10 protein-coding genes are annotated in these 12,712 nt (G+C 61.9%); 8 read left to right on the plus strand and 2 right to left on the minus strand.

Annotated features, from left to right (window positions below):
- Positions 1-24 precede the first annotated feature (24 nt).
- The 4 genes from AC3WMV_RS08280 to AC3WMV_RS08295 all read left to right on the plus strand — a co-directional run bounded on the left by AC3WMV_RS08280 (position 25) and on the right by AC3WMV_RS08295 (position 4,661).
- Positions 25-1,374, plus strand: a complete 1,350-nt coding sequence (locus AC3WMV_RS08280; protein WP_103367678.1) for an APC family permease — start codon at positions 25-27, stop codon at positions 1,372-1,374.
- 119 nt (positions 1,375-1,493) lie between these two features.
- Positions 1,494-2,510, plus strand: coding sequence for an arginine N-succinyltransferase (locus AC3WMV_RS08285; protein WP_103367677.1), 1,017 nt, complete (start codon positions 1,494-1,496; stop codon positions 2,508-2,510).
- A 61-nt stretch (positions 2,511-2,571) separates the two neighbouring features.
- Positions 2,572-3,606: an arginine N-succinyltransferase gene (gene astA, locus AC3WMV_RS08290; protein ID WP_027611635.1), complete on the plus strand. Its 1,035-nt coding sequence runs from the start codon at positions 2,572-2,574 to the stop codon at positions 3,604-3,606.
- Between the two features lie 185 nt (positions 3,607-3,791).
- Entirely contained in the window at positions 3,792-4,661 is an 870-nt protein-coding gene (locus tag AC3WMV_RS08295; RefSeq protein ID WP_007968750.1) for an isocitrate lyase/PEP mutase family protein, read from the plus strand.
- A gap of 282 nt (positions 4,662-4,943) precedes the next feature.
- Here the strand turns inward: AC3WMV_RS08295 and AC3WMV_RS08300 are convergent, their stop codons facing one another.
- The gene (locus tag AC3WMV_RS08300) at positions 4,944-6,179 is read right to left on the minus strand and encodes a M20/M25/M40 family metallo-hydrolase (protein ID WP_103367676.1); all 1,236 of its coding nucleotides are present in this window, start codon (positions 6,177-6,179) and stop codon (positions 4,944-4,946) included.
- A gap of 126 nt (positions 6,180-6,305) precedes the next feature.
- Positions 6,306-7,379 (minus strand): diguanylate cyclase, encoded by a 1,074-nt coding sequence (locus AC3WMV_RS08305; RefSeq protein WP_103367675.1) that lies wholly within the window; start codon positions 7,377-7,379, stop codon positions 6,306-6,308.
- A 190-nt stretch (positions 7,380-7,569) separates the two neighbouring features.
- Here AC3WMV_RS08305 and AC3WMV_RS08310 point away from each other — a divergent pair, with 190 nt between their 5' ends.
- The 4 genes from AC3WMV_RS08310 to glcE all read left to right on the plus strand — a co-directional run bounded on the left by AC3WMV_RS08310 (position 7,570) and on the right by glcE (position 12,711).
- Entirely contained in the window at positions 7,570-9,021 is a 1,452-nt protein-coding gene (locus AC3WMV_RS08310; protein WP_103367674.1) for a flavin-containing monooxygenase, read from the plus strand.
- Positions 9,022-9,043: 22 nt separating this feature from the next.
- Positions 9,044-9,970: an alpha/beta fold hydrolase gene (locus AC3WMV_RS08315; RefSeq protein WP_103367673.1), complete on the plus strand. Its 927-nt coding sequence runs from the start codon at positions 9,044-9,046 to the stop codon at positions 9,968-9,970.
- 192 nt (positions 9,971-10,162) lie between these two features.
- Positions 10,163-11,662 (plus strand): glycolate oxidase subunit GlcD, encoded by a 1,500-nt coding sequence (gene glcD / locus AC3WMV_RS08320; RefSeq protein WP_103367672.1) that lies wholly within the window; start codon positions 10,163-10,165, stop codon positions 11,660-11,662.
- A complete protein-coding gene (gene glcE / locus AC3WMV_RS08325) occupies positions 11,662-12,711 on the plus strand; it encodes a glycolate oxidase subunit GlcE (protein ID WP_103367671.1) in 1,050 nt (349 codons plus the stop codon). Before glcD ends, glcE begins: the two co-directional genes overlap by 1 nt.
- Position 12,712: the final 1 nt, after the last annotated feature.

Below are 12,712 nucleotides of genomic sequence, written 5' to 3' on the forward strand. Positions count from 1 at the left end.
TAGGCTGACAAGGAGTTGCGCTTCATGGAAATAGAAGAGTTCGGCTACAAACAGGAGTTGAAACGTAGCCTGACACTGACCGACCTGGTGGTGTACGGGATGATCTTCATGATCCCCATCGCCCCCTTCGGCGTGTATGGCTACGTGAATGCCGAGGCGCCCGGAATGGTGCCGCTGGCCTACATCATCGGCATGGTCGCGATGCTGTTCACCGCGCTGAGCTACGGCAGCATGGCCAAGGCGTTTCCGGTCGCCGGTTCGGTGTATTCCTACGCGCAACGCGGCCTCAATCAACACGTCGGCTTCATCGCCGGCTGGCTGATGCTGCTCGACTACCTGCTGATTCCACCGCTGCTGTACGTCTACGCGGCGATGGCCCTGAACCATCTGTACCCGGACATTCCGAAGGTCGGCTTCATTCTGGCGTTTCTGGTCAGCGCGACGTTCGTCAACCTGCGCGGCATCACCTTTACCGCACGGATGAACATCATCTTCCTGCTGGCACAGCTGGTGGTGCTGGGGATTTTCCTGTTCTACGCCTGGAACGCTCTGTACAACGGCGGCGGCAACGGCGAGCTGACCCTGGCGCCGCTGTATCACCCGGAAACGTTCAATTTCGCCCTGCTAATGCAAGCGGTGTCGATTGCCGTGCTGTCATTCCTCGGCTTCGATGCGATCTCGACCCTCGCCGAAGAAATCAAGGGCGATCCCGGCCGCAGCGTCGGCCGCGCAGCGCTGATCACTCTGGTGGTGATGGGCGTGATTTTCGTCGTACAGACCTGGATCGCCACCGATCTGGCTGCTGGCATGGGTTTCAAGTCCGCCGACACCGCATTCTATGAAATCGCCGAAATCGCCGCTGGCAGCTGGCTGGCCACCCTGACCGGTGTCGCCACGGCGCTGGCCTGGGGCGTCGCGGTGGCGATCACCTCGCAAGCGGCAGTGTCGCGCCTGCTGTTCGGCATGGCCCGCGATGGCAAGTTGCCGAAAGTGCTGGCCAAGGTGCACCCGAAGCACAACACCCCGTACCTGAGCATTTATCTGGTGGCAGTGCTGTCGCTGGTGATTTGCTACCTGTTCATCAATTCGGTCGACACCCTGACTTCGCTGGTCAACTTCGGTGCCCTCAGCGGTTTCATGCTGCTGCACCTGACAGTGATCAACTACTACTGGCGTCGGCAGAAGTCCGGTCAGGTCGTACGCCATCTGATCTGTCCGGTGATCGGCTTCATCATCGTCGCCGCCATCATGTACAACATGGGCGTCGATGCGCAGAAACTCGGCCTGATCTGGATTGCGCTGGGTCTGGTGTACCTGTTCTTCCTGAACAAGCTCGGCGCCAGCACAGCGCTGCCTGACCCGAGCAATGGCTGACAAGAAAAAGAGCGGCGTCTGACATCAAATCAGGCGACCGCCGCTTTAAAGCGTGGCAACCGACAGTGATAGTCAGGTTCGGTGGGGATCACCGGACCCTTTGATACAGGAGTGCATCCATGCTGGTCTTACGCCCAGTCGAGACAACCGACCTGCCGCAATTGCAGCAGCTGGCCCGCGACAGCCTGGTCGGCGTCACGTCGCTGCCTGACGACGTCGAACGCCTGCGCGAAAAAATCGCCGGCTCCTGTGCCTCGTTCGACAACGACATTCAGGCGCAAGGCCCGGAGAACTACTTCTTCGTGCTGGAAGACCTCGACACTCAACGGCTGGTCGGTTGCTCGGAGATCCTCGCCACGGCCGGTTTCAACGAACCGTTCTACAGCTTGCGCAATCGCCACTTCACCAGTGCTTCGCGGGAACTGAACATCGAGCACGGGGTGCCGGCGTTGTCGCTGTGTCACGATCTCAGTGGACACACGCTGTTGCGCGGGTTTCACATCGACAACGCGCTGGTGCGCAGCGCCTTTTCCGAATTGCTGTCGCGGGCACGGCTGCTGTTCATCGCCGCTCACGCACAACGTTTCGCCGATGCGGTGATCACCGAGATCGTCGGCTATAGCGATGAGAACGGTCATTCGCCGTTCTGGGACGCACTGGGCAAGCACTTCTTCGACCTGCCCTACGTCGAGGCCGAGCGCCTGTGCGGTCTGCAAAGCCGCACGTTTCTCGCCGAACTGATGCCGCAATACCCGATTTACGTACCGATGCTGCCTCCGGCAGCACAGGAATGCATCGGCCGGATTCACCCGGACGGTCAGGAAGCGTTCGACATCCTCGAACGCGAAGGCTTTGAAACCAACAGCTACATCGATCTGTTCGATGCCGGTCCGACCCTGTATGCGCGCACCGCGAACATCCGTTCGATCGCCCACAGCCAGACCGCCAGCGTGCGCGAGCAGGCGCAGATCGACGCCCGCGGCCATTACCTGCTGAGCAACGACGCGCTGCATGGCTTCCGGGCCATCGTCGCCGAACTGGATTACCAGCCCGATCAACCGCTGTCGCTGACGCCGGCCCTGTGCGCGGCGCTGAAGGTCACCGATGGCTGCACGATCAGGCTGACCGCCCTGTGAACCGCGCCCGGTTGCATACCCAACGACAGTGCCCGAACCGGCGCGTACAAGGAGTTACCGCATGATCGTCCGTCCGGTCAAAGTCAGCGACCTGCCAGCACTGATGACTCTGGTGCAACAGGCCGGCCCGGGGTTCACCACCCTCCCGGCCAATGAGGATCGCCTCGCCCACCGGGTGCGTTGGGCCCAGCGCGCGTTTTCCGGACAAGTGGAACGGGCCGACGCCGATTATCTGTTCGTGCTTGAAGATGACGACCTGCGGGTGGTCGGCGTCAGCGCCCTGACCGGCGCGGTAGGCCTGCGCGAGCCGTGGTACAACTACCGAGTCGGCCTGACCGTGAGTTCGGCACCGGATCTGGGCATTTCGCGGCAGATCCCCACACTGTTTCTCAATAACGAGCTGACCGGCCAGTCGGAACTGTGTTCTCTGTTCCTTCAGCATGAGCAACGCCATGGCAACAATGGCCGGCTGCTGTCGCTCGGGCGGCTGCTGTTCGTGGCCGAGTTTCCGCAACTGTTTGGCGAGAAGATGATCGCCGAACTGCGCGGCAGTGCCGATGAACTCGGTTGCTCGCCGTTCTGGGACAGTCTGGGCCGGCATTTCTTCCAGATGGACTTCAGCCATGCTGACCACTTGTCGGGTCTGGGCAACAAGTCGTTCATCGCCGAACTGATGCCGCGCCAGCCGTTGTACACCTGCATGCTCACCGAACAGGCACAGGCGGCCATCGGCCAGGCGCATCCCAATACCGAGCCCGCGCTGAAGATCCTGCGCGAAGAAGGATTTGTGCATAAGGGCTACATCGACATCTTCGACGGTGGCCCGGTGATCGAAGCACCGATCGGCAACATTCGTACCGTGCGCGACAGCCTGGCGCTGACCCTGAGTCTCGGCACGCCGGACGATCAGGCACCGTTGTGGCTGATCCACAACCGGCGCCTGGAGAACTGCCGCATCACCGTGGCCCCCGGTCGTCTGGTCGGCAATACCCTGGTGGTCGATCGCCTCACCGCCAAGCGCCTGCAACTGCAACCGGGCAATTCGGTGCGCGCCGTGCTGCTGCCCAGGCAACAGCAACAGGCGGTAGCGGCCTGATCTGCGGTTTAGCCAGTGAAAATCCGCTGACTACCGATGAAACCTTTCAGCCGCTGGATCCTTCATCAACGCCTCACTCGCAAATTCGTCATGAACCTTGACCCATTCGCGTGATAGCCTTTTCATTCTTCGGCGTTGACACCTTTGCTCAAGCCGTTCCATTCCTTTGTATTGGTGGAACTCGTATGACCAGGCTTTCCCATCAAGATTTGCGCCGTAACTTCCGTCAATTGCTGGCTTCCGACACCTGCTACCACACCGCCTCGGTGTTCGACCCGATGTCCGCGCGCATTGCCGCAGACCTGGGTTTTGAAGTGGGGATCCTCGGCGGCTCCGTGGCCTCCCTGCAGGTGCTGGGCGCCCCCGACTTTGCCCTGATCACCCTCAGCGAATTCGCCGAACAGGCCACCCGCATCGGCCGCGTCGCCCAATTGCCAGTGATCGCCGACGCCGACCACGGTTACGGCAACGCCCTCAACGTGATGCGCACCATCGTCGAACTGGAACGCGCCGGCGTCGCCGCCCTGACCATCGAAGACACCCTGCTGCCGGCGCAATTCGGCCGTAAGTCCACCGACCTGATCTCGGTCGCCGAAGGCGTCGGCAAGATCCGCGCGGCGCTGGAAGCCCGGGTCGATTCGGAAATGGCAATCATCGCCCGCACCAATGCCGGGATTCTGCCGAATCAGGAAATCATCAGCCGCACCAAGCAGTATCAGGCCGCCGGTGCCGACGGCATCTGCATGGTCGGGGTGCAGGACTTCGATCAGCTCGAGCAAATTGCCGAGCACCTGACGGTCCCGCTGATGCTGGTGACCTACGGCAACCCGGCGCTGCGCGACGACAAGCGCCTGGCCGAACTCGGGGTGCGCGTGACCATCGACGGCCACGGTGCGTACTTCGCGGCGATCAAGGCCACCTACGACAGCCTGCGCGAACAACGCCAGATCTTCACCCAGGCCTCGGACCTGAGCGCCACCGAACTGACGCACACCTATACCCAGCCTGAGGATTACATTCTGTGGGCGAAGGAATACATGAGCGTCAAGGAATAAGCTGCGGTCAGGTCTGGCCCCTTCGCGAGCAAGCCCGCTCCCACAGTGGATCTTCAGTGAACACAGCATTGGTGTTGAACACAGATCCCATGTAGGAGTGAGCCTGCTCGCGATGACGTCGGCACATTCAACACTCATTTAGCCTGACCCGCCGCCTTCGCGAGCAAGCCCGCTCCCACAGTGGATCTTCAGTGAACACAGCATCGGTGTTCGGCACAGATCCATTGTGGGAGCGAGCTTGCTCGCGAAGGCGTCAGTTGCAGCTCCGCCAATCCGAGGGAGTCAGCGTTTGGCCAACTCCATGATCATCCGCGACAACAGATAAATCCGCGGCGCCACGCTCGCCACTTCGGCGTATTCCTCAGGCGTATGGATATTGCCGCCGACAATCCCGAAACCGTCCAGCGTCGGCGTACCCACCCCGGCGGACAGGCTGGCATCCGCCGCGCCACCACTGCCCTCTTCGGTCAGCTTGCGGCCGATCTCGCCGTAAATCCCTTGCGCCATGGCCATCAGGCGATCCGATTCCGCCGTTTGCGGCATCGGTGGCAGTCCGCGTTTGAGGCTGGTGGTGACTTCGGTTTCGGCGATCAGCTTGTCCTGCGACACTCGCGCCAGGTCTTTCTCGATCCGGTCGAACTCTTCCGGCACCGCCGCACGCACGTCAGCCTTGGCGGTGGCTTGATCCGGGATCACGTTGGTGCGATCACCGGCCTGAAGCACGGTGAAGTTGATGGTGGTTTTCTTCGCTTCGTCGCCGAGTTTGCCCAGTTGCAGAATCTGGTGCGCCGCTTCCATCGCCGCGTTCCGCCCCAGTTCCGGCGCGACTCCGGCATGTGCCGCCTTACCCTTGACCTCGACCAGCGCCGTCGCACTGCCTTTGCGCCACACCACCAGTCCATCGGCCGGACGCCCCGGTTCGAGGTTGAGGGTCACGTCGTGAGCCTTGGCGGTTTTCTTGATCAGGTCGGTGGCGACGTCGGAGCCGGTTTCCTCGCTGGCGTCGAGCAGGAAGGTGATTTGCGCATAGTCCTTGAAGTCGAGGTCCTTCAGAATCTTCAGCGCGTAGATCCCGGCGACGATGCCGCCCTTGTCGTCCATCACCCCCGGCCCGTAGGCGCGGCCGTCCTTGATGTGGAACGGGCGCTCGGCCGCGGAGCCTTCCTTGAACACCGTGTCCATGTGCGCCATCAAAAGGATTTTTGCCTTGCCGGTGCCTTTGAAGGTGGCCAGCACATGATTGGATTTTTCCGGGGTATTGGGCACCAGTTCGATGGTGGCGCCGAGCTTCTTCAGCTCATCGATGGCGATCTCGCTGACTTGTTTCAAGCCCGGTTCATAACCGGAACCTGAGTCGATGTTGACCAGCCGTTCCAGCAGTTTCAGAGCTTCGGGTTGATACTGCTCGGCATCGGCCAGTACTTGCTTGTGCGGTTCGGCGAAGGCGCTGGCGGAGCTGAGGACGAGGGACAGGCCGAGGCTGGCGGCCAGCAGCGAGCGGGAAAATGAGAACGTCATGAATCGATCCTTGTTTCGCGTCGGGGGGAATTGAACCGTACCTGACATCGACGCAAGGCTCTATACCGGATGCGACATCTCTGCGGCCGACACCGAACACCTGTAGGAGGAAATTGTGCTGGGCAGTCAGACCGAATCGAGCAGTTCCTGCTTCGGTAGATCATCACTGTTGCAGATCACCCGATTGCGCCCGGTGGCCTTGGCCTCGTACAGCGCCTGATCCGCATCATTGAGCCAACGTGTCGCGTCGCCATGCGCCGGATCGTATGCCGCCAGACCAATACTCAGGCTGACCTTGAGCGCCGGGTTCTGTTCGTAACCGAGGGTGGCGAAACGTTCGCGCAAGGCTTCCATCGCCTGCGCGGCATTGAACAGCGGCAGGTCAGGCAGGATCACGCAAAACTCGTCGCCGCCATAGCGCCCGGCGACGTCCGCAGCGCGCAGGTTCTGCTTGAGCATTTTGCTCAACTGGCGCAGCACGATGTCACCCGCCACATGCCCGTAGGTGTCGTTGATCGCCTTGAAGTGATCGATGTCGATCAACGCGATCGCTGCGCCCTGCTGCTGCCGGCGGCAACGTTGAAAGGCGATTTCCAGTTGATCCTTCCACGCGCCGTGATTGAGCAGTCCGGTGAGGCTGTCGGTGCGACTCAGGGCCAGTAGCTCACGCTTGTGCAGGCCCAGCGTGTAGGCTTGGCGAAAGCAGATCCAGCCCAGCGCCAGCGGGTACAGCATCAGCAACGGCAGGCAGGCATAAAGCTGCAGAGGCGAAGTTTGCGGGATGAACGCCGGGGCGAAAACCACCAGGCCGACGCCGATACCGAGGATCTGCGCCGCCAGGCCTGCGGCGAGAAAACGTAATCCGCCGATGGCGACGTTATTCATCGCCATCATCGAAATGGTGGTGGCACTGGGCAGCGGATTGAACTGCATGGCGGCGACCCAGAAGCCGCCCATAAAGGCATCAACCAACAGATTGCGGTGTTCCGCATGGTAAGGAACGCTGGCACGACGGGCCCATTGAAACGCCAGGTGCGGCCAGAGCAGGCCATTGAACAGCATCAACGCCCAGACCCACAGCGGCGGGTCTAGCGGGTACATCGCCGCGCTCACGCACAACAGCCCCAGCACCAGCCCGAGGGTTCGCGATGTATAAAGCCTCCTGGCCAATGAAAGTCCCTTTCCCCCCTTGTTTCGCATAAGGGCCTCGACCACTCAACGGAACCTGCGAACACCGTCAGACGGATGTGCTGGAAGTCTAACAGGCAGCCGTTAAATAGCTATCACCGGCCAGCCGCTGAATACCGCGCCATCGCCGTCGCGCACAAGGCAAATTTTTAGCTATACCTGAAAGGACGAAAACGGAAAAACGACTATAAGAAGGAGGCCCATGCAGACCTACCGAGTGTTGATCATCGGCAGCGGATTTGGCGGCCAATGCGCGGCGGTCAACTTGCTCAAGGCCGGAATCGACGATTTTCGCTTGCTGGAAAGAAGGGACTTTTTCGGCGGCACCTGGTGCCAGAACACCTACCCCGGCGCGGCGGTGGATGTGCCGTCGCCGCTGTACTCGCTGTCCTTCGCGCCGTACCGCTGGACGCAGATGTTCGCCGCCCAGGCTGAACTGCACCAATACACCGAACATGTCATCGAGCGCTTCGGCCTGCGCGAGCGCGTGGCGCTGCAAACCAACGTCGAACGCATCGAATGGGACGACGCCGAACAGCGCTGGGCGGTGCATACCAGCAAGGGGATTTTTTACGCGCAGTTCGTGATCAACGCCTCCGGGCCGTTGAGCCAACCGGTAATCCCTCCCTTCCCCGGCCTGGATCGCTTTCAGGGCAAGACTTTTCATACCAACAATTGGGATCACAGCTACGACTACCGCGGTAAACGCGTGGCCATCGTCGGCAGCGGCGCCAGTGCCGCCCAGGTGATTCCGGCGATTGCTGCCGAAGTCGAGCAATTGCACGTGTTCCAGCGCACGCCACATTGGGTCCTGCCGCGCGCCGATCGCACGTTCGGGCCTTTCCAGCGCTGGCTGCTGGGTGTCAAACCGGCGTACAAGCTGCTGCGCTGGCTGCTCTACTGGCAATTCGAAACCCGGGTGATCGCCTTCAAATACTCGAAACCGGCGATTCACCTGGTTCAGCGTCAGGCGCTGCGTTTTCTCAAGCAACAGGTGCCGGACCCGGTATTGCGCGCAAAACTCACCCCGGACTTCACCATCGGCTGCAAGCGCATTCTGCTGTCCAGCACCTATTACCCGGCGCTGACCCGGCCCAACGTCACGTTGCACAGCCGCGAACAAGGCATCGCCGCGCTCGATGAAACCGGGATCGTCACTCAGGACGGCCAGCACATCGATGTCGATCTGATTATCTGGTCGACTGGCTACGACGCCACCGACGGCGTGGTCTCCTATCCGGTGACCGGCAGGCACGGCGTGCAACTCAAGGATGTCTGGGCGCAGTACCCGCGCGCCTACCTGGGCACCAGCCTGCCGGACTTTCCCAACCTGTTTATCGTCACCGGGCCCAACACCGGCATCGGGCATACCTCGGCGCTGTTCATCATCGAAGCGCAGATGAATTACATCCTCGACTGCATCCACACGCTGCAGTCAAAAGGCCTGCGCAGCATCGAAGTGCGCCCCGCAGCGGAACGTACCTACACTGCAATGATCCACCGTGAGATGGAACGCACGGTGTGGAAGTCCGGCGGCTGTCACAGTTGGTATCAGAGCAAGAGCGGTCATGTGATCGCGATATTTCCCGGCTTCAGTTTCAGCTACTACCGGTTGACCCGGGCGCTGAAACCGGCTGACCACATTCTGTCCTGAACAACGTAAAAGGAAGACGTCGATGCTTGTGCTGTTTGTCGCTCTCGCGGTTTTCGTGGCCTGGAGCTGGTTGAGTTACCCGGCGGTCGGCCATTTGCTGTACGACCTGAGCACGGCGCTCGAGGCCAAGTTGTACAAGTTGCACAAAATCGAGGTACCGATTGCCGAAATGACCGTCTCGACCTGGCAGGGTGGTCCCTATGAAGCGGCCAGCGCGATCCTGATGCTGCACGGCTACAGTGCCGAGAAAAATCTGTGGCTGCGCTTCGCCAGGCATTTTGTCCGCCAGTACCGGGTGATCATTCCGGACATCGCCGGTCATGGGGAAACCGGGTTCAAGCCCGGTGGCGGCTACGACATTGCGCTGCAGGCCAAGCGCATGATCCAGCTGCTGGACGTGTGCGGCGTGGAGAAAGTCCACGTGATCGGCAACTCCATGGGTGGCTACATCGCGGCATGGCTGGCAGCAACTTACCCGGAGCGGATCGCCTCGGTGGCGCTGATCGACCCGGCCGGCGTCACTGCACCGCAGGCCAGCGACATGGAGCGCCACCTCGCCCGTGGGCATAACCCGTTCCTGATCCACTCCCGGGAAGAGTTCCGCCAGTTTTATGCGATGACCATGGCCTCGCCACCCTGGGTGCCCGGACTGGTGCTGGACGCCATCGCCCAGCGATACGAACGCCAGCGCGATGAACTGGAAGAGATCTTCCGCGACTTTCGCGCCAGCCCGCCGATGGAGCCGAAACTCGCAGACATCAAGTGCCCGGCGCTGCTGCTGTGGGGCCGCAAGGACCGCTTGATCGACGTCAGCAGCGTGCCGATCTGGAGCAAGGGCATCGCCAATCTGCGGGTCGAGGTGTGGGATGGCGTCGGCCACATGCCGATGGTCGAACAACCGGGGAGCACCGCGCGGTTGTATCGGGAGTTTCTGGGAAACCAGCGATGAGTCCCAACACTATCCTTGTGATGAGGGAATTTATTGTGGTGAGGGGATTTATCCCCGATGGGTTGCGCAGCAGCCCCAGTTCCAGCACTAAGCTGAATCAGACACACCGCATTCTCTGGGTTGGGGCTGCTGCGCAGCCATCGGGGATAAATCCCCTCACCACAGCTAATCACGTCCGCCGATGGGGTCGAAATGAACATTCTCTACGACGAACGCCTCGACGGCCCGCTACCGGAAGTGAACAAGGCTGCGCTGCTGAAAACCCTGCAGCGCGCCCTCCCGGATCTCGACCTGCTCTGGCGCGAAGACGAGCTCAAACCCTACGAATGCGACGGTCTCTCGGCCTATCGCACCACGCCGATGCTGGTCGCCCTGCCCCGGCGACTCGATCAGGTGCAGACCCTGCTCAAGCTCTGCCACCAACACAACGTGCCGGTGGTGGCCCGGGGTGCTGGCACCGGGTTGTCGGGCGGTGCGCTGCCGCTGGAAAAAGGCCTGCTGCTGGTGATGGCGCGTTTCAACAATATTCTGCACATCGACCCGGCGGCCCGTACCGCGCGGGTCCAGCCCGGGGTGCGCAATCTGGCGATTTCCCAGGCGGCCGCGCCGTTCGGTCTGTATTACGCGCCGGATCCGTCGTCGCAGATTGCCTGCTCGATCGGCGGCAACGTCGCGGAAAACGCCGGTGGCGTGCATTGCCTCAAGTACGGCCTGACCGTGCACAACCTGCTGAAAATCGAAGTGCTGACCATCGAGGGCGAACGTCTGACGCTGGGCAGCGACGCCCTCGATGCGCCGGGTTTCGATTTGCTGGCGCTGTTCACCGGCTCCGAAGGATTGCTGGGGATCATCACCGAAGTCACGGTCAAACTGCTGCCCAAACCGCAAGTCGCCAAGGTCTTGCTGGCCAGTTTCGACTCGGTGGAAAAGGCTGGCCGCGCCGTGGCCGACATCATTGCCGCGGGGATCATTCCCGGCGGCCTGGAAATGATGGACAACCTGGCGATCCGCGCCGCTGAAGACTTCATTCACGCCGGTTACCCGGTTGATGCCGAGGCGATTCTGTTGTGCGAACTCGATGGCGTCGAAGCCGATGTCCACGACGATTGCCTGCGGGTGCGCGAGGTCATGCTCGAGGCCGGCGCCAGCGAAGTGCGGCAGGCCCGCGATGAAGCCGAGCGCGTGCGCTTCTGGGCCGGGCGCAAAAACGCCTTTCCGGCGATTGGCCGCTTGTCGCCGGATTACTACTGCATGGACGGCACCATCCCGCGCCGCGAATTGCCCGGCGTGTTGCACGGCATCGCCCGCCTCGGCGCCGAATACGGCTTGCGCGTGGCCAACGTGTTTCATGCCGGCGACGGCAACATGCACCCGCTGATTCTGTTCGACGCCAACCAGCCCGGCGAACTGCATCGCGCCGAAGCGTTAGGCGGGAAGATTCTCGAACTGTGCGTGCAGGTTGGCGGCAGCATCACCGGTGAACACGGGGTCGGCCGCGAGAAAATCAATCAGATGTGCGCGCAGTTCAACAGCGCTGAGCTGAGCCTGTTCCACGCGGTCAAAGCCGCGTTCGACCCGCAAGGCCTGCTCAACCCCGGCAAGAACATCCCCACCCTGCACCGCTGCGCCGAATTCGGCGCGATGCACATTCATGCCGGACAACTGCCATTCCCCGAACTGGAGCGTTTCTGATGGCTGATTTCGACGCCAGCAGCGCGCTGCTCGATCAGGTCAACCAGGCCCGGGCCAACGCCACGCCGCTGAAGATTCAGGGCGGCAACAGCAAGGCGTTTCTCGGCCGCGAAGTGGCCGGTGAAGTGCTCGACGTCCGCGCACATCGCGGCATCGTGCGCTATGAACCGACCGAGCTGGTAGTCAGCGTGCGCGCCGGTACGCCGTTGCGCGAGCTGCTCGCGGCGCTCGACGCGGCCGGGCAGATGCTGCCGTGCGAGCCGCCGGCCTTCGGTGAAGGCGCCACTGTCGGCGGGATGATCGCCAGCGGACTGTCCGGGCCACGGCGGCCATGGTCAGGTTCGGTGCGCGATTTTGTCCTCGGCACTCGGGTCATCACCGGCCTCGGCGAGCACCTGCGCTTCGGTGGCGAGGTGATGAAAAACGTCGCCGGCTACGACCTCTCGCGCCTGTTGACCGGCAGTTTTGGTTGTCTTGGGGTGCTGACCGAAGTCTCGCTGAAAGTCCTGCCGAAACCGCGTCAATGCCTGAGCATCCGCCTCGATATCGATTGCGCACGGGCGCTGACCAGACTGGCCGAATGGGGCCAGCAACCGTTGCCGATCAGCGGCGCCTGCCATGACGGGCAAAGCCTGTATCTGCGCCTTGAGGGCGGCGAAGGCTCGGTCACCGCCGCGCATCAACGGCTCGGCGGCGAGCCGCTGGATTCGACGTTCTGGCGCGACTTGAACGAGCAACGCCTGAGCTTTTTCGACGAAGGCCTGCCGCTGTGGCGCCTGTCGCTGCCGAACAATCTCGGGCCGCAGGACTTGCCCGGCCAGCAGTTGCTCGACTGGGCCGGCGCACAACGCTGGCTGAAGTCCGATCACGAGCACATTCAGATCCTCGCCCAGGAACTCGGCGGCCACGCCACCTGCTTTACCCATGGTGCCAGCGACACGCCGTTCCAGCCGCTAGTCCCGACGCTCATGCGTTATCACCGGCAACTCAAGGCGCAACTCGACCCGCAAGGGCTGTTCAACCCCGGCCGGATGTACGCGGAGTTCTAGC

The sequence above is a fragment of the Pseudomonas sp. FW305-3-2-15-E-TSA4 genome (assembly GCF_058787295.1).